This window comes from Paenibacillus sp. FSL L8-0641, assembly GCF_038006265.1.
Taxonomy (GTDB): Bacteria; Bacillota; Bacilli; order Paenibacillales; family Paenibacillaceae; genus Paenibacillus; species Paenibacillus polymyxa_D.
Genome location: NZ_JBBOUW010000001.1, coordinates 1336351 through 1358814, shown reverse-complemented (window position 1 = coordinate 1358814; position 22464 = coordinate 1336351). Strand labels below are relative to the sequence as shown.

At 45.6% G+C, this 22464-nt stretch carries 22 protein-coding genes; all 22 read right to left on the bottom strand.

The window, feature by feature from the left end; translation table 11 throughout:
• Positions 1-4: 4 nt before the first annotated feature.
• Complete coding sequence (locus MKY16_RS06100; RefSeq protein WP_340954607.1) at positions 5-991, bottom strand: methyltransferase domain-containing protein; 987 nt, start codon at positions 989-991, stop codon at positions 5-7.
• A 24-nt stretch (positions 992-1015) separates the two neighbouring features.
• Positions 1016-1957: an MsnO8 family LLM class oxidoreductase gene (locus MKY16_RS06095; protein WP_165145386.1), complete on the bottom strand. Its 942-nt coding sequence runs from the start codon at positions 1955-1957 to the stop codon at positions 1016-1018.
• Between the two features lie 69 nt (positions 1958-2026).
• Positions 2027-3442, bottom strand: a complete 1416-nt coding sequence (locus MKY16_RS06090; RefSeq protein WP_039269516.1) for a deoxyguanosinetriphosphate triphosphohydrolase family protein — start codon at positions 3440-3442, stop codon at positions 2027-2029.
• Between the two features lie 262 nt (positions 3443-3704).
• The gene (locus tag MKY16_RS06085; RefSeq protein ID WP_185156333.1) at positions 3705-4094 is read right to left on the bottom strand and encodes a hypothetical protein; all 390 of its coding nucleotides are present in this window, start codon (positions 4092-4094) and stop codon (positions 3705-3707) included.
• 13 nt (positions 4095-4107) lie between these two features.
• Positions 4108-5250: a hypothetical protein gene (locus MKY16_RS06080; RefSeq protein ID WP_165144627.1), complete on the bottom strand. Its 1143-nt coding sequence runs from the start codon at positions 5248-5250 to the stop codon at positions 4108-4110.
• 234 nt (positions 5251-5484) lie between these two features.
• The gene (gene nikC / locus MKY16_RS06075) at positions 5485-6396 is read right to left on the bottom strand and encodes a nickel transporter permease (protein WP_340954604.1); all 912 of its coding nucleotides are present in this window, start codon (positions 6394-6396) and stop codon (positions 5485-5487) included.
• Positions 6397-6431: 35 nt separating this feature from the next.
• Positions 6432-7436: an ABC transporter permease gene (locus MKY16_RS06070; RefSeq protein WP_340954603.1), complete on the bottom strand. Its 1005-nt coding sequence runs from the start codon at positions 7434-7436 to the stop codon at positions 6432-6434.
• Positions 7437-7465: 29 nt separating this feature from the next.
• Positions 7466-9121, bottom strand: coding sequence for an ABC transporter substrate-binding protein (locus tag MKY16_RS06065; protein ID WP_340954601.1), 1656 nt, complete (start codon positions 9119-9121; stop codon positions 7466-7468).
• A gap of 755 nt (positions 9122-9876) precedes the next feature.
• Positions 9877-10842 (bottom strand): glycoside hydrolase family 25 protein, encoded by a 966-nt coding sequence (locus tag MKY16_RS06060; protein WP_340954599.1) that lies wholly within the window; start codon positions 10840-10842, stop codon positions 9877-9879.
• 153 nt (positions 10843-10995) lie between these two features.
• Positions 10996-11442 carry a phage holin family protein gene (locus MKY16_RS06055; RefSeq protein WP_039269501.1) on the bottom strand — a complete coding sequence of 149 codons (447 nt, stop codon included), beginning with the start codon at positions 11440-11442 and terminating at the stop codon, positions 10996-10998.
• An 87-nt stretch (positions 11443-11529) separates the two neighbouring features.
• Complete coding sequence (locus MKY16_RS06050) at positions 11530-11796, bottom strand: hypothetical protein (protein WP_340954597.1); 267 nt, start codon at positions 11794-11796, stop codon at positions 11530-11532.
• Positions 11797-11854: 58 nt separating this feature from the next.
• Positions 11855-12466 carry a hypothetical protein gene (locus MKY16_RS06045; protein WP_340954595.1) on the bottom strand — a complete coding sequence of 204 codons (612 nt, stop codon included), beginning with the start codon at positions 12464-12466 and terminating at the stop codon, positions 11855-11857.
• Between the two features lie 12 nt (positions 12467-12478).
• Positions 12479-15022, bottom strand: a complete 2544-nt coding sequence (locus MKY16_RS06040; protein WP_340954592.1) for a hypothetical protein — start codon at positions 15020-15022, stop codon at positions 12479-12481.
• Between the two features lies 1 nt (position 15023).
• On the bottom strand, positions 15024-15698 hold the full coding sequence (locus MKY16_RS06035; protein ID WP_340954591.1) for a YmfQ family protein: 675 nt from the start codon (positions 15696-15698) through the stop codon (positions 15024-15026).
• A complete protein-coding gene (locus tag MKY16_RS06030) occupies positions 15691-16842 on the bottom strand; it encodes a baseplate J/gp47 family protein (protein ID WP_029516166.1) in 1152 nt (383 codons plus the stop codon). Before MKY16_RS06030 ends, MKY16_RS06035 begins: the two co-directional genes overlap by 8 nt.
• On the bottom strand, positions 16842-17306 hold the full coding sequence (locus MKY16_RS06025) for a DUF2634 domain-containing protein (protein WP_340931565.1): 465 nt from the start codon (positions 17304-17306) through the stop codon (positions 16842-16844). The genes MKY16_RS06030 and MKY16_RS06025 overlap by 1 nt, the downstream gene beginning before the upstream one ends.
• Positions 17299-17706: a hypothetical protein gene (locus MKY16_RS06020; RefSeq protein WP_165176500.1), complete on the bottom strand. Its 408-nt coding sequence runs from the start codon at positions 17704-17706 to the stop codon at positions 17299-17301. The genes MKY16_RS06025 and MKY16_RS06020 overlap by 8 nt, the downstream gene beginning before the upstream one ends.
• Positions 17699-18679, bottom strand: coding sequence for an XkdQ/YqbQ family protein (locus MKY16_RS06015; protein ID WP_340931561.1), 981 nt, complete (start codon positions 18677-18679; stop codon positions 17699-17701). The genes MKY16_RS06020 and MKY16_RS06015 overlap by 8 nt, the downstream gene beginning before the upstream one ends.
• The gene (locus MKY16_RS06010) at positions 18676-19314 is read right to left on the bottom strand and encodes a LysM peptidoglycan-binding domain-containing protein (RefSeq protein ID WP_254329439.1); all 639 of its coding nucleotides are present in this window, start codon (positions 19312-19314) and stop codon (positions 18676-18678) included. The genes MKY16_RS06015 and MKY16_RS06010 overlap by 4 nt, the downstream gene beginning before the upstream one ends.
• Positions 19315-19353: 39 nt before the next feature.
• The gene (locus tag MKY16_RS06005; protein ID WP_340931560.1) at positions 19354-21258 is read right to left on the bottom strand and encodes a hypothetical protein; all 1905 of its coding nucleotides are present in this window, start codon (positions 21256-21258) and stop codon (positions 19354-19356) included.
• A gap of 181 nt (positions 21259-21439) precedes the next feature.
• Positions 21440-21874 carry a phage tail assembly chaperone gene (locus tag MKY16_RS06000; RefSeq protein WP_090736430.1) on the bottom strand — a complete coding sequence of 145 codons (435 nt, stop codon included), beginning with the start codon at positions 21872-21874 and terminating at the stop codon, positions 21440-21442.
• A gap of 68 nt (positions 21875-21942) precedes the next feature.
• Positions 21943-22350 (bottom strand): phage tail tube protein, encoded by a 408-nt coding sequence (locus tag MKY16_RS05995; RefSeq protein WP_025678602.1) that lies wholly within the window; start codon positions 22348-22350, stop codon positions 21943-21945.
• Positions 22351-22464 lie beyond the last annotated feature (114 nt).

Here is a 22464-nt window from a genome sequence, read left to right as displayed (position 1 = left end):
CACACTACTTACAGATCCAGATTTCCCGACTCATACCTGTCTTATGTATGCGACATTGCTCCGTAAGGGTCCAACCTGACTCGGATAACAATGTTTCCATCGGCTCCGTGCTCACGACCACCGCCCGCGCGGCCAAGCGTCTCAGACTGCGCAGCATCTTCTTTTGTTCATCAGCCGGGAGCACGGAGCACAGGTTATAGGGCATATCCAATATGGCCGCATCGTATGTGCCTTCGAGCTTATTCATATCCCCGAGTTTCACTAGATCTTCTTCATATCCAAAATGACGCAAATTCACTCGTGCCCCACGCACCGCCAACGGATTGATATCACAACCGCGAATATCCTTTCCCATACTCAATGCCTCAATCATTACATTGCCCATACCACAACACGGGTCTAGCAGTTTCAATGAGCCTGGTTCTCCCTTTGTTGCTATTAGATCAGTTGCTGCCAAATTCACAAGTGCCCTAGCTACCAGAACGGGTAGTCCAGTAGAATAATTTTGCGGCTTCTGACGACGCTCCTGCCACGATCTATCGCTATACTGACACCTGCCCAGTAGCCACCATTGTCCTATCCGAATAACACCAAGGATGATATCCGGTGTCTTCATTTGCGCCTGGCCATGAATGCGTGCACCAATTCGGCGTTCGATCCCGCGCCGCTCGTCATAGCCGGCCTCATGGTCACCTTCTTTAAGGCACAACACCTTGAAAGTCTTTCCTTCCTCAAGCTGTAACATAGAGGCTGCTTCGCATAGCTCTTCCAGTGTTCCCGCATCTGTCACTACATCCAGCCGAAGATGAATAAACGGGCTGGTCCCCGGTTCCAGCCGTCGATGGGACAACAGGATGGAATCCTGCACGGGCGGCTGACCGAACAAACATTTTAATTCCAAAAGACATAACTCACGCTCTGTTTCATGACACGCATAGGTATACACGTAGCTTGGTTTCATTTCATCGATATTCGTTTTCTGTTTATTCATGTCAGATCTCTTTTCATCTTTTCATTAGGAATCAAGGCTAGAATTTACGGCCTCCGCTATTAGACGGTAGGAGTGAAGCCGCTGCTCATAATCGGGAATCGGTGTGACCAACAGAAACTCATCGTTATCATATTTAATCTGCAAGCCACGTAACCGTTCGGCAATAACCGACGGCGTTCCCACCAGCCAGCTGGCCCGAATTGCCGGGTCGCCCAATGTAATCTGAGCAGCCCATTGCTGCGCCAGCTCATCCGTCAAGGCACATACTGCGCCTACAGCAACCATGGTACGTGGCTTGTCTATCCGATTGGATGGCTGAAAGCTGGAGCGGTAAATGCTGAGCATCTCTTCTGTTTGATGTTCACTCATAAACTGACCGAATACATAGCCTGTTGAATACTGGGCGGCATATTCGGCACTTTTTCGGTTTGTGCCCAGCATCCACACTGCTGGCGGCTGTTCAGGCATTGGCCGGGCAAACACAGGCACCTGTTCATATTCGTAAGTACCTTCCAGCAAAGCCAATAGAGCTTCCATCGTCTGTGGCAGCTCCGTCACATGTTGAAGAAAATTGCCGCTCAGTGCCATCGAAGCATGAGGTCCCCCACCAGGTGCTCTCCCCAGACCCAATTCGACTCTGCCAGGATATAGAGCGGCCAGCAGATGAAACCATTCCGCGACCTTGACTGGACTATAATGCGGAAGCAAGATAGCACCCGCACCCAGTTTGATTGTCTTCGTCACCGCCCCGATATGAGACAGCAGCACTTCCGGGCTGGAGGAAGCCAGCCCCTCCATATCATGGTGCTCCGAGGTCCAGTAACGTGTATATCCCCACGCTTCTGCCTGTCTCGCTAGTTCGCCAGCTCGTTGAACCGCCTGCTCCGGACGGTTACCGGGCAGCAACGGCACCATATCGAGCACACCGAGATTCAACCTTTTTATAGATAAAGACCGAGATGGCATAGACACAATCCTCCCTCCTACTATCAGCTACAAACCAGTTTCTTCTACTATATAGGGGGAATTTAAAGGTTAATCCAGATCATAAATGGAACCCACCTTCAGGCCGTATAACTCATTATATATTTTTTCAGCAAAAGCATCGGTCATGCCTGCAATATAGTCTATAACCATATGCTCCCATGTCCAGATCGGCTTCGTCTTGGCTTGGTCGCGCTCATAGCGCTGGAGCCAGTCGCTTGGAATAATAGATTTGGATGTTTCCGGGTCCAGAAAAGCCAACCAAAGTCGTTTGAGCATCCACTCACTCCGTTTTTGCAGTCGCTGTACGCGCAGATCGCGGATCATCGTAACCCAAGCAAAGCTTTTCAATACACTCACAGTACGCAGCATATCCAAATCTTCGTTTCCATCCCGTACAAAGGTCACCTTTTTCCAATTTCCATCATCAATGACACCCAAGCTGCTGACAAACAGACTGACCCAGTATGCCTTCACTTCACGGCGGGTCCGGGAATAATCGTGTTCACACATCGGCATCTTGCCATTCCACACCTTCAAAAATTCACTCAGTACAGCCGCTACCTTCTGCTCAATCTGAGCCAGTTGCCAGCCTTGCCAGAAGCTATCCTCCAACGTGGTGATTTTCTCCGTAATCAGACGAATTAAATACGGATCATACAAGAAGTGCTCGTGTACCTCGATTTTTCCAGCCTTAATCCCATCCTCCAAATCATGCGCAGAATAAGCGATATCGTCGCACAGGTCCATAAGCTGGGCTTCCAGCGTTTTTTTACCATCAGGGATACCCCAATCCTCGCGGATGGAACGTATATATTCCCACTCATGCAGATACAACCCTTTTTTGTTCAGAATCCCTGGGTACGGGTATTTGTTGATCCCCAGTAACACAGCGTCCGACAAATTCAAACCATCCACGTTCTCACGCTTCTCCAAAAACATAATCAGCCGGAAATTGTGCGCGTTCCCTTCAAAATGCTCATAAATTCGTCGCTCACGCGCATAGGCCTCCTGTCCACGCTTGGACTCCGGTGTGAAGCCTCCGGCAGAGGATATCTTTTCTACCTTTGTTTCAATCAGTTGATCCAAAATCCCGTCCAGTACTTCTTCTCCCTTGTGTCCGAACGGGGGATGCCCAAAGTCATGTGCGATGGAAGCACATTCTACCACCTCAGGGTCAATGATCAGTCCTGCGTTATCTGCCTGTTCCAGCTCTACTTCGGGATGGCGGCGCAGCAAGCTTCGGGATGCTTCACGCGCAATTTGCGCTACCTCCAAGGAATGCGTCAGTCGTGTGCGATAATAATCGCCCGTGCCTGCACCAAATACCTGTGATTTACCCTGCAACCGACGGAAAGTCGGTGAATGAATCAAACGGGAGTAATCCCGTTCATATGCGGCCCGTGAAGCGTCGCTTCGTGTCTGTTCCGCAAATTGCCGATGCTCTCTCTTGTCCTGCCATGTCATAAATCCCACTCCCTACGTACTCAATTGGAGTGATTATACATTTTTTTCGCGCTTCATGAAAGCTCACATGACTTTCAGTTATATATGTAAGCATCAAACTATCTCACCTATTCGTAAGAGTAGAAAGGATTGTATACCAATCTGCAAGATTTATGGACTGAGCGCATTATCGCCTATCAAGTCAAGCCAGTGGTCAGACGATGAGAAATAAAAAAACAAGTCCCAACTATGTCCCGAGACTTGTTTTTGCTTATGATAACTTCTATTTTTCCATTAATTTATTGAATATTTCTCTATCTTCGGAAGTAAAATCGGAAATCCGTTTCTTTTGCTTGTATGTGTTGGTACTTGAATCCAGCTTAATGAAGCTATTTTCACCAACCACATATACGATATTGTTTTTTATCTTATATGACACAATATTATCAACAGTATTTTCCGTTGGATCAGCAAGATGATTATAAAGTATTAAAGGGTCGTCCGGCCCCCCTCTAAAAATTTGAAAAGTCCCGTCACCAAAATATTCTACGGTATCTTTGCCTGATGGGTATTTATACTTCGTATCATCCCCAGAATTCACCAGGAAAATTAGAGTAGTAATTATAACTAGTAGAGAGATCAAGATCAAAATAAAGATATATCTACGCTTCATCTACAATTCACACTCACTTCCAAGCTTTTCTTGTATCAGTTACTGTTACATAAGACGTATACTCATTTAATGTTCCCCATGATTCCATTAAATTTGTTAGGTTTGCTGCAGCCCAACCAAGTTTGTTGTTCCCAGTAAACATTTGTTTAAAATTATACTCAAAATTATATTTATCATAATATATTGTAGTAATTTTCCATTGCCCGTCAACGTAGTTTCCATTTATTTTATAATACATCTTGTGAAAAGCATTATATAAATCTTTATCACTTTCTAATCCCTTAGATTCATTATTCGAAAAACTTTTAGCTTTATTAGCATTAGCTTTTTTGACTTCGTCATTAACTATTGCGATGTGTTCTTTAGATTTTTTAATTTGCTGCGCCTCATATGACCATTCGTTAAAGTGTAAATTTCCTGGGTTGTAATCAAGTGAATGTTGAAGTAAATTGGCTGTGATGTCCCCGTACTTCTTTCGAGCTATAGGAACAGCTACTAATGTAAAAGCTTTACGATCAGGATAATGTAGTACAGTATCTGAAGAATTCTTTACCTTCTCTACGCCTCGCACCCAAGTCTTTTCTAGTTCTACCATAGGATTTTCAAACGGAAAAGTATTACTTCCTGCATACACTAACATATTCTTACTATATGCATCTTCTAGTACTTTTTCCGAGACATCAGACTGTTCCTTTTCTCTTGTTTCCTTAAGTTCTAACTGAGGACTATATTGAATTTTTCCCAATTGATCTTCTTTTTGTTTTAAAACAAGTTCAAACTCAAGAATCTCTTTGCTGGTATCAATCTGTTCTTGATACTCATGTACGTAAGCGTGTGTAAACGTAATATCTCGAATTGTGTTTTCATTTCTAACGATTTGGATATTACATTTTCGATAGTAATCCTCAGTATCAGGTTCATATTCTGTGTTTGCCCATGTGTACAGCATGTTGGAATTATCCGCATTGTCTATAACTGAAGGAAGCGAATGAAGCGGAATTTTGCTTAGAATATGTAGCGAATGAACCAAGTTTGTAGACTTAGCTGAAAGGTTTAGGGAACTATTATTTTTATAAGTAAAGCCAGTGATCTCACCTTTTACAAACTCGATTGGTTCACCACCGGATTTACGTTCTATTCTTAATGAAATGCTCATTGAAATAATCTCCTCTGTTAATTCAATCTAGTTTTGTAGGAAATATTTGTGAAAAAATAATTTCCAAATATTAATATATACGAAAGATATTAAATAGTAAACATATTTTTAACTTGTACTTTTTCAGTTCGAATCGAATTTGAAAATCTAATATAAAAAAGGTGTTCCCCAGCCATTGGATTCAGGCCAGAGAACACCTCTTTACTCAACTTTATATCCCTCACCACTTTTGCTCTAACGCTTTGCCCTCGGGTCCAATACATCCCGCAGCCCATCACCCATCAGATTAAAGCCTAATACGGTCAGCATGATAGATATCCCCGGAAAAATAACTGTCCACGGCGCGTTCTGGATATATTGCCGCGAATCGGACAACATTTTACCCCACTCTGGCTCAGGAGGTTGTGCACCCAAGCCTAGAAATCCAAGCGCTGCCGCTTCAATGATAGCCGTTCCGATCCCCAACGTTCCCTGTACGATGATTGGTGTCAGGCTGTTAGGCAAAATATAACGGAGGATAATTCGTGTATTATTGGCTCCAAGCGCTCTAGCAGAAGTGATATACTCCTCCGTTTTGACACTCAGCACCTTAGAACGAACTAACCTTCCATACGTTGGCACATTGACAATGGCAATGGCATACAACGCATTTTCCAATGAAGGCCCTAGAATGGCCACAATAGCAATGGCCAGCAAAATCCCCGGAAATGCCAGTAAAATGTCGAATAGCCGCGAGATGGCCATATCTGCCCATTTCCCGTAAAATCCTGCGATTAAACCTAAGGCTGTTCCTACAATCATTGAACCAATAACAGACAAGAAACCGACCCACAACGAGATTCTGGCTCCATACAGGGTGCGAGTCAGTAAATCTCGACCGAGATCATCCGTACCGAACCAATGCTCCGCAGAAGGAGGCTGCAAACGGCTAGCCAAATTTTGCTCTTTATAGTCAAAAGGAGCAATCCACGGCGCGATCAAAGCAATGATGACAAAGAAGATAATAATGCTCAGGCCGACGAACGCCATTTTATTGTGACGGAATGCCCTCCATGCGTCCCTCCAAGGGCCAGTCACGACAGGCAAATGCGACAATGAACTGCGTGTCGTCGGTATGTTGTTGGGTTCCATTGAAAATTGTGACATCGGACAAGCTCCCCCTTGAACAATTGGCGACTTGATTACTGATAACGGATACGCCGGTCGAGCACCGCGTACAGCAAATCGACAATCAGATTAATGATGACGAACAGGAACGCTATGATCAGAATTCCGCTTTGAATAACCGGATAGTCACGCGAGCTGATCGCTTCAAAAATGTACCGTCCGATGCCGGGCCAGGCAAAAATGGTTTCTGTCAGTACCGCGCCTCCCAGTAGTGAGCCAGTCTGAAGACCGATGACAGTAAGTACGGGGATCGCAGCATTTTTAAGCGCATGTTTGTACACGACTTGAAAAGATGCCAGCCCCTTCGCCCGAGCCGTACGGATATAGTCGGCATCCATAACCTCCAGCATGCTGGAACGGGTAATGCGCGCAATGACCGCCATTGGAATCGTTCCAAGTGCGATACTGGGCAGGATCAAATGCTTGATGACGGTCCACACCTGATCCATACGCCCACCTATGAACGCATCAATCACGGCTAAATGTGTCACAGCTTCCACCGGATCACGGGAATTCATGCGTCCGATGGAAGGAAGCCAATGCAGCTTATTTGCAAAGATCCATTGCTCCATCAAGCCCAGCCAAAAAATCGGCATCGATACTCCGACCAGTGCAATGATCATGCTGACATAGTCAAACCAGGAATTTCGCTTCCAGGCGCTCACGATACCGGCGTTCATTCCGACAACGACGGCAAAAAACATGCTTGCTACTGTCAACTCCAGCGTAGCCGCCAGATAAGGAACCATTTCCCGGGCAATCGGCTGCTTGGTGCGAATGGAATCGCCCAAGTCCCCCTGTGCCAACTCACCTAAATAGGCCCCATATTGCTGTAACCACGGCTTATTCAGCCCCAATTGCTCACGTAGCGCCTGCTTGGACTGTTCCGTAGCCTTATCTCCCAGTATCGTTTCCGCCGGATCTCCCGGAATGGCATGAATAATGGAAAAAACGATGAGCGTCATGCCCAGCAATACTGGAATCAATATGGCCAGTCTTTTTACAATATATGAGTTCATATCCTATTCACCGCCTGCTTGCGTTTGAGCTATTCAAAATAAATATTTCCGTACGCTTCAATACCTGCCGGAGAAGGTACAAAACCCTTGAGATTCGCTTTACCTGCCATCAGCGGTGTGCTGTGAACCAATGGAATCCACGGCGCATCCTGTTTAATAATCACTTGTGCTTGTTTATACATTTCCGCACGCTTGTCCTGGTCGACCTCAACCTGAGCCTTCACCAATATTTTGTGAAGTTCCTCATTCACATAAAAACTGCGGTTATTGCCTGGAATCGTATCCTTGTCCAGCAATGTATAAAGGAAATTATCCGGGTCACCATTGTCCCCGTTCCATCCCAGCATGTACAGATCATCCTTCTCTCCAGCTTTAAGATCATCCAGATATGTAGCCCATTCTGGAGATTGGATGTTGACTTTGACGCCTATTTTTTCAAAATCGGCTTGAATGGCCTCTGCCACCTTTTTGCCGTCAGGCATGTAAGGACGAGATACAGGCATTGCATAGAAGGTTAAAGGCTCGGGAAGCCCGTTAGGAAAGCCTGCTTCCGCCAGCAAAGATTTAGCCTTATCCAGATCATAGGCGTAGTCCTGAATACTATCGTTGTATCCCCATAACGTAGGTGGCATCGGATTGACCGCAGGCTTGGCCTGTCCGGCAAACAATGCATCAATAATGGCTTGCTTGTTCACTGCGTGGTTCAGTGCCTGCCGCACCTTGGGATTGTTGAATGTCTTTTTCTTCAAATTAAATCCAATATACGCCACATTAAAGGAGGGACGTTCAATTTTCACCAACTCGTTGTTACCTTCTAACTGCTTCGCATCATCCGGGTTCAAATCCTCCATCAGGTCAATTTCCCCGTTTTGCAGAGCATTAAATCGCGCAGTATTGTCGGGTATGGAACGAACAATGATCTTTGCCAGCTTCGGCTGCCCCTCTTTCCAATAGTTTGGATTCTTCTCCAAGGTAATGGTATCGTTCCGTTTCCATTCCTTAAATACAAAAGGTCCCGTGCCGACCGGATTACTCTTGAAGTCAGCCTTTTTCTCCTGAATAGCCTTGGGACTAGCAATACTAAAGGATGGCATGGCGATATTTTGTAAAAACGGCGCCTGCGGCTTGTTTAGTGTAAACTGGACGGTATTTGCATCTACCGCTTTAACCTCCTTAATCACCCTACTTCCATCAGGCCCGAACATAGAATCATAATAGTCAAATGAGTCACCTTCAAATTTGTATGGACTTTTCGGATCAACCCAGCGGTCAAAGTTAAACACAACCGCTTCTGCGTTAAAGTCACTTCCGTCATGGAATTTTACACCCTGACGCAGCTTGAACGTATAGACCAGTCCATCCGGTGATACTTCCCAACTCTCTGCAAGCCCCGGTTGGATCTCCGTTGTGTTTTCCTTGTATTCCAGCAGTGTGTCGAAGACTTGCATTCCGATTTTTAGCGACTCGCTTTCAGTCACAATGGCAGGATCTAGCGCTACGGAATCTCCGCCGCGTCCATAAATGAGCGTGTCCTGCACGCCCTCTCCTGCTCCGCTTGGTGTTTTCCCTGCCTCTGGCTTTGCTCCTTCACCTGATCCCCCACAACCGGATAGCGCCAGAACAGCTCCTAGCGCAAGTACCAGCAGTACGGTCCAGATTTTGTGTTTTGCGTACTTTTTGCTCATGCAGCAAACCCCTTTCACACCTTATATATTGTTAATTCGTTGATACCGGGTGAATGCCAATTCCTTTGGTGGACATGACAAGCTTGTCCTCAAGCTGTGGTCCCAAGTTCCGAGTTCATCAAATAGGTGTAGTAGGACAGAAGTGTTCATAATCTAGTGGTGTAAGAGATGCTGTAGGGTAATGAATAGATGTGATGTAATAAATAGAAAGAGGAGTATGTTAGGTCGTGGTGAAAGTGTGATATATACTCACAAACAGTGAATATTATGCTCAAACAAAGTTGATTATTGGATACTTTACTATAAAATATGGAAGCAGACAAGGGGGTTTTTCATACATTCCGATATGTTTTTATTCATCATGTTAATTAATATTACAAACCTACAGACACGATCACATCAAATAAATACTCCTGCTTGTGGTCTTCAACCTTCAAGTAGGAGCATGATCTTACCTCAAAAATGTATTCAGCACCAAACCTACATCCTTTATATCCTAATTCCCAGGTATCTTCTGAAATAAACAAACATACAGGGGCCTTTACAGCTTGATCAGGCTGGTAGACATGCTGCATTTTCACCCAATGATTCACGCTTTTAAAGCGCGCTAGTTCAGCTTATGTAGAAATCATGAAGAACATTACTTTACAATAAGTGCAGGCGGTTGCCTCTGAACCGCCTGTCTATTTACGTTTCAGGAGTATGGCTTGGTTTACATGAAAATAATCCCTTCCGGGCATAAGATTTGCAAAAGATCATTTGGTTGTTTTAAACACACCCAAACGGTTCAGTACGACCAGTAAGCGATAAAAATCGTAACTGCTTGGCAGTTTCGCATCCACAATCGGGCTTGCTGGATTAAATGCAACGGCGGCAGCCATTGCTTCCTTCGCCCAGGTCGGTACAGGCATAGCCTGACGCGCCTCCAGCTCAGCTACCCGCTGATCCACTTTTTTAATATAAGCGCTTTGTTCATTCAATGTTTGTTTGAGCACATCTTTGCTGTTCTCAAGCGCGGCGACCTGCTGCTGCAGGGCCTTAAATGCCGCTTTTTCCTCTGCTGTCATTGGCTCATCCCCCTTTTCTCCTGCAAATGCTTGACGTAGCTCGGCCTCTGTTCCGGCGTATACATTCAGGTCAACCGGCCCTTGAATCCCATCAACCCGTCCACTATCGCTGTATTGCCAAAAGTCCCAGCGCTTCCATGCCGTGGTGTCGCCGGGCACCCGTGTGCTATAACGCGCAATCCACAGCTTATAACTACCCAATGGCGCTTTGAAATGGGCAGCAAAAGCATTCCCTGTATATACCATCGGCTTACGGCCGCTTACCCGTTCAAATTCCGTTACAAATGCCAACGCAATCTCATGAATCGCGGCCGATCTAAGCCCTCCCGGATTATTTTCGTAATCCATCACCGCTGGCAAGTCCAGCGCTTTCGCACCACCCACCTGATCCAGCACCTCGGCGAAATGCCTGGCTTCCGCTTTTGCTGCGTTTACACTGGTCGCATCTACAAAATGATACGCTCCCAGGAGAATCCCGGCTGCCTTGATCCCTTTTGCATTCGTGATAAATGTCGGATCGACGTAACGCTGTCCTTGACTCGCTTTAATAAAGGCAAACGATTTACCATCGGCTCGTACACGCTTCCAATCAATCGTTCCCTGATATCGGGACACGTCAATGCCTTCGGTAGCATTAGGGCTACGACTTTGCATAAGGCGCTCCCTCCCTGTCATTATAATGTTGTAGCACTCTGTCTCTGTTATATATGCTTGGACCATCCATACGGTCTGGGCTTTTCCACTTTTACACCGAAAAAAGGGCAAAAAGGTAGTCAGCCTATTTGGGTGGTGGTCACTGATGGCACTTTATGAAACTTTATTCTCTTTGTCGGAAGGGTCGGTTGACTTTATTTTTTCTCCACTCGACTTGGACTCAAAAATAGCTACCGCATTCCGTAAAATATCCGGCATCGGCACTCCCATTCTGCCCACATTTTCAATAATGGACAACAGCTCGTTCGCTAAATAAAAGAAAACGACGGCATCCCGGAAGTAATGTGCATCCCCGAGAATACCGTCGATTAGGTGAGCTACCGTAATGAGCAAAAACACGGTAACCTTGCGAAAAATACCGTAATACCCCTGGCGGCTTTTTAGCTCCCCATTAATCCAGGCCGCTGCCCATCCGGTGAAAAAGTCGATCACGACCATCCACCACAGCAACGTCAACATTGTGGTCCACCCCCCGAAAAAATAACCGATCAAGGTCCCCGTGGAAAGCCCCAGCCAAATCTGATCGATCTTTTCATGCATATTTGTTCCCCCTTTTGAACCTAGGTGTAAAGTGAATGCCCTTGGACTAATCCAAGGGCATAAAAACAATGATTTTTATTTTGTTCTCTATACTGTTTTTTTACGGAAAATAGAGGTATACCATTTAACCGTTTCTTCCTGTTCATTTAAAGCATCGGTTGATGACGATCCTTCTACGTTGCCCGCTATTAGATCAGAACGCTTGGATAAAATAATCTTCATTACTTGTTCACGCTGTTCTTCATTTAAAGCGTAGCTTCCCATGATCGTTGCTATATCGCCCTCACCCCGCTCATAGCGAGTGATGCAAGCATGAGCACAAATACGCATTTGAGCCTCTGATAAAGCGGCCATAACTATAACTTCACCTCTTTTTATAAATTTTTCTATTACGAATAATTGTCAGTACACCTTATTTTCCTGCGTTACCAAGCATGAGCTGGGTCAGTGTCACTTCGAGATCTGCAATACGTTGCTTCAATTGATCTGTCTCACTCGGCTGTTGCTCTGCTTTTTGTGTCAGTTCCTTAATTGCTTCCTCACTCAATCCTTCACTCCAGAATGTCGTTGGGTCTCTTCGTTCTAGAGCCATGAATGTCTGAGCAAAATACACAGGTTCATCCCCGCGTTCGTTTTCCAGCTTGTTTTGCCATTCATCATGCAGCTTCTGAAATACTGTCTGAGCTTCCTTGTTCAACTGCTCATACGCGTCCTGTGCTTCTATCACCTTTTGACTATATTCCGCTTCATAGGCCAGCCAGCCTTGGATATCAAAACGAGGATGGTATAGACCGGGTGGCACTGGAATTCCTACTGTATAACCAGCAGGGATGCTTTCTGAACTTGTTCCATCTATGGTACTAGAGCTACTGTCAGTATGCTGATGGGTGTCTAGCTGCTGGTTTATGTCAGATAGCGTGGGCGAAGATGGAGTATAAAAAGGGACGACACCGGAAAAGGCATCGTCCACTACTTCATCCTCCAGATAGAGTCCGTCTGTATTTACTTTAGGTACTAATTTCATGGTATGACCTCCTTATTGCTCTGCTATGAATGGCGGGAAAAGAACGCTCACCGTAGTGCTATCTTTTGCCCCTCCACCACCAAAACAAACTCTTCCATCTGGAAAAATATCAAACGGTACAAAAACAGGCCCGCTAGGTCCATAGCCATAAGAAACAGGGCCTTGTATACTGATAGGTCTGTAACCTTGCGGCAGAGTAAACAGTGCTAACCCTCCGTTTGTCAAACCATTCGCGATTAGCCCCCTGATATGGACGAACCCGTTACTGTCCTTCATTATTCCTACGGGTCTACTCGTAGCCCACCCATTAAGCAACGTCGGTGATATCCATGCAGGACTGTCTTTGTCAGCCTTCTTGTTTTCCAGTACCGACACACGCGCTGTGTTTTGCTGCACACTGTCCACCAAGTCTGCAAGCAGCGTCTTTTCATTTGCGGCAAACGATCCCATGAATGGTACGAACGGCGATGGTGCAAGCATTACGTAAGTGATACTGTAAGAAGCAGCGGCATTAAATTTGTTCGGATTTAGCTCGGATGTTATCCCGTTGCTACCGGAGTTTGTGTAGTTGGCCCAACTGCTTGTATCATTTCTGTTATTCGCCAAAATATTGATAATGCGGCTAGGTGTATTAACTGTATTACTACCTGGAACGGCATTCGCATTAATGTAATAGAACCCGTTTGTGTGTAATTTAGGCCCAACTGCTTCACGCAGCACAATCCCCGTACCTACTTCAACCTGATTATCGCCCTCGACAAATGATAGTTGCCCCTCGGATACAATAGGCTCCACCGTAGGCGCTGCAAGTTGGTATACAAGTTGATACGGCGTGTACCCTGTATATGACGTTGTGGGTACCGATTGCGTGAAATTAGCTTCGCCCACGCGTTGCACCCAATACTTAGTACCTGTACCTGTCCATGTAGCCGTAGTCATGGCTTGAGCGTTTGCAGGAGTGATGGTGTTAGCGTCATAGGCTTTGTAACCAAAAAAGTACGCTTTGACATCATCTTGCGACGGCTCATATCCGTCTGCCCACCCGCTGTCTGCAACCGAGATAGTCAGACCCACAACTCCTGACTCTGGACTAAGGTGGGATTGATCCGGCCCAGTTAAAGGGAAAACATGCTGGACCAACTTACCGTCAAACTTTGTTATCCTCTCACTGTCAACAAAACCGTTATTAACAGGAACACGAACACCCTTATATCCCACACCTGACCCAAAGTAAACCCAAGGTAACGACCCGTCCAGCGTCATGCCTTGCCATTTCTTAGACTTGAAGTATTGACCGTCACGTTCGAAAACTATATCCGCTTTGACTCCCGTTACTGGATCGGCGTATAGGTCTGTTTGCAGCGCCAGCATGGAATCCTCGCGTGGCTTGAATGGTTTGGCTGTACTGCCGATGTTAAGCATAGGATTTTCATGGGTGAATGAACCCGCAGCAGCGTATCTAAGCCGCACAGATAAGAATCGCGTTTGTGACGATGTGGTGAATGTTTTAGAACCTACGGCAATTACACCTGGCATAACTTCCCCACTTGGGTCAGAATCGTTTTCATCCCGACGTTCAATGTACTGTATTCCGTCACCCGCACTTGAGATTGTGTATGTTGTATTCGGCAATACAGGAACAACCACTTTTAAGGGCGATAAAGGAAATGGACCAGGATAGCTACTTGTTGAAGCACTCGCTTTGTAAGGAGCTTGCAGATTGACTATCCCTGAATTGATGACCGTCCACTCATAAAAGTTAGGTAACAGGTTTTCCCCGTACCGAATCGCATAAGGATTACGTACAGGCATTACACTATCAACATATGGATACTTAGCTGCGGCCTGTGCTGGCGTGTAGCTAGCTGCCACTGCATAGTCTGCCTCACTAATCTCATAAACGCGCACACTATCCATATTAAACGTATTACTAGCCACACCCGTGCCTGTAACCGTAACAATATGAAAATACTCCTTCGCCGTAAACCGTACAACAGACGGAGCAAAAACAGAGCCAGAAGATACCTCGTTACCCACATCACTGGCAATACCATTTATTGATATAGCCACCTTGCTGGTATTACCACTTTTCACGTCCGCTATTGCGATATATTTTCGACCAGGCGTGGTCAAAAAACTTGCAGACGCCGTTGCTGGTACACTGCCTAGTGTAATTTTAAATGAACTGCTGCCGTTGGTTTTGTTGTTAGAGTCTATTGCAATAGCTACATTCGAGGACCACTCGCTTACTGTCTCGCAGTTCCCCATCCGCCCCAACAAATTTACCAACGTACGCCCGCTCAGCCCCGTCAGCGAAAATGGGGCAGCCTTTTCCGCATGAACAATTTGCACCCCGGGTTCGAGAGTTACCGTCTTACGCTCTGTCGTATCCAAACGCTTCTTGATCGCATTCACACCATCATTCACGTCACCAGCAAATTCATCAACAGCCCGCCAGTTTTGGTCCAAATACTTCTCCAAATCAAAATACGTGGTTTTGGGCGATGTGCGGTCAATTTGATTTAAACCAAGATTCGGTGTTTTTTCGCTTGCCATGTTATGCGCCACCTCCTAAATATCTATCCTGTGTTGTATGTTCATTTTCATAGAGAGTCATAGACTCCACTTCGGCAATGGTCAGGTAGCGTAGTTTGTACTCCACTGCCATGTGGGCGGGCTTGATCTCCTCGATGGCTGCTTTAAGATCATCTACGTTGGGTGGAATCCCGATGGTATCTATAAATTTGACCGTAAATCCCCATTCGGCAGGGTGAAAAATAACATCTACCGTACCTCCGTCATACGCCTCTGCTACATTTTTGACAAGCCGACCGGAAAAAGTTCCTGCCCCTCGCAGCTTCGACTCCACCACCGCACGCCGTTGGTCCAATGGCTTCGCCAGATCGGTTTCAATCCCCAGCTCCATTTCCCAGCGTTCCAACCCCCATGTGGCGGTACGTACAAAAAACTGACCCACCGTTGCATCCATTGCAAGATACAGGGCGTCCAATTCGCTTCCTTTAGCATCCATATCAGAACGCATCACACGTGAAGTTTCATAATAGGCAGGCGAATAGGAAAGCAGCTCACGTCCTCGCTCGCTGCTCATTTGGCCCACTGTATCTTCCGCTATCGTTACTCGATTAACAAAAGTGCCACTACGGTTTGCATGTTTTCCCTGGTCTGGGTTATTCAATAAATCGCCAAAACTGTTCGTTCCATTGTTACTCACTGACGCTCACCGTCCCCAGCACGGCTACCTGGCCTGAGCCAATCTCAATATTCTGATTGCTCTGTCCATTGATTTTCAGTTCAGAGAAATCAATAATAATCGGAATATCCAGCAGCACAGCAGAAATCCGGGTATACCGTACCAACGGGTCTTCCTTGTAAAAAGCAAGCTGCTTCAAATACGTCCGCACACCGCTCTCAATCAGCTTTTTGATTTCATCCAGTGTGGACGGCTTCTCTTTGGTACGCTGTACCTTGACTGAGATGTTAATCTCCACTTCTGCTGCTGGCATGATCGTCACCACAGGGCCCGCTGGCGCCAGTCCTTCTCCTTGTCCATCCTGCGTCGGATCAATGTACTTCTGCACCGCAGCGACGATATCTGGGCTGGCTGCGCGTTTATCCGTATCCAGCACATATAACCCCACTGTTCCCGGTCCTTTCCAGAGCGGAACTACTTCCACGCCACCCACTCCAGCAATCTCATTCGCCCACTGAGTATACTGCGCCTTGTTGCCGCTTGTGCCCTGGTTCCGCACCTTGGCATAAAAACGCTCCAGCAACAGCTGGTCGCTCTCAACGTCTGTACCGCTTTTGGTTTGCTCCGTATTGATCACAGAGGCAACCCCGCTAATCGGAGTGGCCATCACCTGGATGACGCCCGCAGGTACATTACCGCTGCGCCCGGGGTTGACCGCCCGAATAGCCGCTTCCCCGGCACCTTGTTCATCCAGCGTGACCGAAGCCGTGGTCGCATACTCAATAGAAGCTTCCCCGGATACATCATCTGCCGGGGTCGCCACCAAGGTTCCCGCCGGGACAGTCGTTCCCGCTGTGCCCGTGAACGTAACCATACCTGAGGCCGCAACCGCTTCTCGCCGTGTCACCCCATGCTCTGCTGTCCGCAAATCCAGCTCCGGCGAACGAAAATCCGGGTTGTCGCTGGCTGCTGTGCTGGCAAAGCCCCGACGCAGCAGCTCCTGCGCCCAGATCGCCGCTTCCGAGAGCATGAATGCCACCGGCGCCTGCGCATCCCAAATAAAAGAGCCCTCGGACTTATCAATATCCGAAGGCACTTTTTCCAGCATTCGATTTAAAATTTCCTCTTCCGTCTGGTCTACCAAATATTCCGGCAAGTCTGCCATTAGATCACCACACTTTCCACAATTTCCGTTTCATCCCGCACGTTCGTAATCTGGCAGCTAAAATGGCACGCCTCGCCTTCCCAGCGAAACGTGAACTGATCCACACTAGCCGTACGTGCATCTGCTAGTAGCACCTCTGTGACCATGCGTTTAATTTCACTTTCCTGCACACCGTGCCCATAGCTGCTGCCAATGAGCTCCTCCAGCTCACTCCCATAGTCAGGTGAATAGATCACATGCCGGTAGCGAGGAGTGCGAATCGCTTTTTCACACCACTGTACCCACGCTTCTTTCTCCCCTGTAGTCACGATTTTACGACTAGGGCTCATAACAAACTCGCCGGCTTCAAAATCAAACCTCCAGCTTCGCCCAAATACTGCACGGTTATCCTCCAGTATATCCGGGTCGGTCATATCCCTGTCTGTCCAGATCATATCATCTGTTTCGGGAAATAAATTAGCCACGTCCACTCACCACCTTGCACACGACCACCACATCATTGCCGCTATTCACCCGAACCGCCAGTACACGATCTCCAGGCTTGAGTCCTTCGTTCAAACTGAGATTCACATCCTCCAGCTCGTCTTCCCCGATATAAAAGGAAGTTTTCAGCTCTTTACCTTCCCAATTTTCTGATTCCACTGCGGTTGAGGTACCTTTGTACATATGGCGTGGTACAGATAGCAGTCCCGGCAGCTCCGCGACCAGATAATCCTGAAGCTCATGTTTAAAATCGTCCAGCTTGAGTCCCGTGGAGGTGATCGTGCCTAGTACCGCGCCTACTCCACTCAACGCTTGCCGAGTGTGTCCCGCCATAGACGACTGCATTACACTTACAAATGCACCATAGGGATCTTTACTCAAGAAAATACCTCCTTTTAACCATATCGAAGGAAGCGAGCTCTAAAGTCATATTCCCCGGGCTCCCCAAATCCCGACTGACTGAAGTAACAATCAGCTTTAATCCTTGTAACATCACAGCTTCACCGGCACGTATGGTATTAATATCTGGTAAATTAACTGTAAAAGTTTCCTGGATTCCAGTTAGATGACTTTTAGCAAGCTTACTGGCTCCGCCAGCTGCTTTCACTTGATCATCTTCCACCAGTTTTTGCAAAGTACCTAGCGCTTTAGTATCCCCTTCTGCTACAGCCAGCACCTTAGACGGTACCTCTTGTCCGCTTCCTACGTTCTCATTAGCTGTCATTACTTTGACCTTAGTTACGGCTCCCTCAAGTGTCCGCAACTGCGTAAGATCAATAAATCGGTCTAACACATAGGGGGAAGGATTGCTACCGATTTTAAATAGCTCCAATCCAGCACTTGTCATGCGTAACTGGTACAAATCTCCGCCCAATTTTGCTGTCTCTTTCAAATCAGCAAGCATCATGGAATATAGGGTCTGGGCACGATAAATACCTTTTCCTAATCGCACTTTCGTATCAGGTATTGAGGTGATCTGAAACTCCCAATCCTTCGCGTATTTACGCAACCGCTGCGTAGCTGTCTGTCCTTTGGGAAATAAATATTCATCCTCGGATTTATCCAGATAAATCGTCCGATCATATACCACCAGAGAGAAACGTTTTGTACCGCTGTTAGAGCTCTCTACTTCCCATACAACAGCAGGGTGGAGAAGTGGTACCTTTACATTTTTTCCAAATGGAATTCCACTGACACGAATAGACATTCCCGGAGTAATCGTGGGCATAACATTTGAAGCAGCTACACGTATGCTGGCCTGATATGCAATTTGATTAAGAGCATCTTTTAAAGTTATTTTCTCAACTAGGGAGGTAAGATCATATCGATCTTGAAGTATTACTTGGTAACTCATGGCATCACCAGCTTTTGACCCGCTTTAATCCTATTCGGATTGTTGCCTATGATCTTTGAATTCACTTGATATATACTTTTCCATTTGGAACTGTCCCCCAACTCCAACTTTGCAATTTTAGAAAGCGAATCCCCAGTTTTGACAGTGTACGTCTTAGATTTAGTTTTAAGATTCGTGCGTGGAAGGTTACTAGAGTTTACTTTTTGAGGAGAATTCCCTTTTCGCAACACTATTTTAGGTTCCCTCCATGTACGCAAAGTAATTTCAAAATATATATCTCCTGCCTCGCCTCCACGAAAGGTCGTATTATGAGCAATGATAAAAACAGGAACATTAATTAGTGTATTCGTAATAATAAATTGGTACGGCTTCTCTGCTTTTAACATTGCATTTAACCTGTTCATCGCTTCGTTAGGATCTGGGATATTTTTATAACGACAATAGGATGCATCGTACACCTTGGGAAAAAAAGAAGAAAAGGTGATTTCTTTCACCTTTTCTCCTTGTGGAAAATCAAATTCCCCATGTGTAAGCATCGTAACTGTTTCATACCCTTTTTGCCGTGAAATATTCACCTCTTCGGGATTAACTGGGAATTGAAACACGCTTTGACCATTAATCAGAAAAAAGTCTATACCCATAGCCTCCCTCCTTTCTGCTGTGATAGATTTACGTTAGACTAGTACAGCTTTATCCTTTTTAAGGGAACTATTGTCCCCTCCACCTCTATTAATAATTGCCTGTCGTACCTCATTTACAATCCGGTGTCCTACTTGAAGTGCCATCGTGTCGAAATCAATAGAATCTTCTTGAACCGTTACCTGTACTGCTCCAGGAGGCAACGTTACACTGATTTGGTTGTTCGTTTCTGTCTTGAAATCCTTGAGAAAGCCTGAAAGGCTACTCATTTGTTCATCCGTTATTTGCACGAGCTGTGGAGCTGGTTTTCCTCCTTTCGCCGTAGGAATTTGTGAACCACCTGGCCCCATACCCTGAATCACCTTGGAACGGTTTTGGGCATCCTGAATAAAAGATGGTAATGGAAGCCCCGGATCAACCGAAGGGAATCTTGACAGAGCTAATGACGCTCCCGGTGCAGTTGAAGCGGGATTATAAGATTGCGAGGCCTTATTTACAGAAACAACAGGTTGTGATTTTTCAGGTTCATTTGAATAACCAAACAAATTAGAGAAGTCACTTTTCAAACTTTCTGTTTGACTAGAAAACCAATTACTGACATCAGATGCTTTATTACTCATCCAATCTGTAGCTTGGGAAGCTTTTTCACCAACCCAATCCTTTGCAACACTTGCTTTCTCGCCAATCCAATCCTTTGCACCAATAGCTTTTTCTCCAACCCAGTCCATTGCAGAAGTAGCTTTTTCTCCGGCCCAATCACTCATTTCAGAGAACTTTTGAGCTAACCATTCACCTGCTAAACTATCTACTACAGCGCCTACAATTGCACCAATAAGACCACCAATTACAGTACCTATACCTGGAGCAATCGCTGTACCAATAGCTGCCCCAGCAGTAATAAAGCCACTTCCTAAAAGCGCTGATGTAATAGCAGCCGGACGTTCTTCCGGCGACGCTGTAGCAATGTCTACAATATCTAATACTATGCTAATTGGGCCAAGCAGCTTCTTGCCCCCCTTCATTGCTCCCTTACCTATCTTTTTAAGCATATTTCCTGGATTTTCACCAAGTATTTTTTTACCGAAATCAAATATCTTTCCAAACTTCCCCTTACCTCCATGCGGAGTTGGCCGTCCTCCTGGGACTCCCGGCTTAGAGCTAGGTTTTGGGTTAAATAAACGTTTTGCTTTTTCCCACAGCTTAGGAAGTCCTCGTTTTTTGCCAGGGCTTTTTTTGTTGTTCTTATTTTTCTTTTTGTTTTTACCATCAGGTCCATCTTGTTCAGCAATGCTTCTTTTACTTTTTCCTTTTTTCCCACAGCAACAACAATTACAGATCACCTTAATTTTTGGAGAAACTCGAATAGGACCTGTTTTTACGTTGATCTTAGGCGCATATTTTGGAGCTGCGACTCTAATATTCAATCTAGGTGGTTTTACCTTGATATCATAATTAAAGTTAAAGTCAAATTTAGGATCCTTTATTTCTAAATTTGCAGTAACACTGATAGACTTGTTCACAATATTTGAAACATTTAAATTATTTCCCCGGTTGCCACCCTTAGCTTTCTTCTTATTTGTATCGTCTTGATCAATGCCCGTTTTTGCACGTGCAACAATATAGGCATCCTTAAGACTTTTTAGCTTTCTGATAAGCGCTTCGAGGACTGGAGTCGCCTTATCAATCAGAAAGACTTTTGGCCTAATGCGTAGCCGGCTAAGACGAACAGCTAGGCTGTAAATATTCCCAAGATGCCTATGCATATACTTAAGTTCCGTATTCAGCTTAATCAAGCTCTGATAACGGGCACGTCCTAGGCGATCAGAAAGCCGTTGTATCTGCTCAATATAGCGACTTGTTGCTTTAAGTTCCCGGTTTGTAATTATCAAATCCTCTACATCTGTAACAATATTAACTCTATAGTTACTTGATCCTGCCATTTACTCACCTCCTTACGTATCTATCATTGCTGTATTTGCTTGGATAATGCGTCTAGTTCCTCTTCAGCAAATGCAATTAACATGGATTTTTCACCTCTGTTTAAGGCCCAAAACTCTCCGGGACGGAGATGATGCCGTATCCACAGATGATACAGCACCGATGTCATTCCGCCGGAGCGAATCAGTTTTTTAGATCATCAATTTCCACACCGAAGCCGGACAGTTCCAGCACCTTATCCCCTACTGCATCCAGTTCACCTGCCAGAAGCATTCGACGCACAGCCTGTTCACCACCAGACAATTTAAGTCGGCTAGTAATTCGTGGATCACCCCATCCGTTAATTTGCAGACCTTTTACTTCTAGACCAGCCGTAGCTTCCGAGATAAGCAGTGCATTGAATGTTTCTGTATCTACTTTTTCATCCACACGGCCTTTAACCGTTTTACGAATTGTGCACCGTTCACGGATGCTATCTACTTTGTTGGATGTCAAACCACGAAGTGTGAGAAGCATATCCAGGCGCTGAATCCGAACAGTTTCCTCTGGTAATTTATCTGCAGCTTCAAAAAGACTATCCAAAATTTGTTCCTCTGACATATTTTCAGGCAAACTCATATTAAATCCCCCTAATAAATTTTTGAAAATTGGGCCCGGATTACTCCAGGCCCACCATAACCAATAAATTATTCAGCAACGATAGGATCAAGCAGTTCATAGCCTTCAAAGGTGAAAGTAGTTTCTTCTGGCACTTCTTCTCCCGCAGTCCAGTTAGCCAACTGAATCTTATCTGGCATGCAGCGAATCAAACGAACGCGTTCATGTCCAAAAGATTCAGGATCGTCTAGCTTGGAAATAATATCGAATTTTTCAAAACCGCGACGAATCATATCGGAAGTTACTTTGTAACCACTCATCGTTCCAGTGCCTTTTTTAGCTCCATTTTTATGCACCTTCCAAGTATTACCAACCAAATTCAGTTCTCTTTTATCAATTTCCACGCTAGCTTCCAGCTTGTTAATATGTGTCTGCCATACCCCATCAATATATGCCTGACCAAACGTACCTAAAATAACTCTTGAAGCATCCAACATTTCTTTTTCCTCCTCAAAATAATCCATAATATAGTTCGGGATTTCATAAAATTCTCGTTGTTAACAAGCTACTTCATTTCAGCCGATTGCCTGCGAAATGCTTATACACGTAAA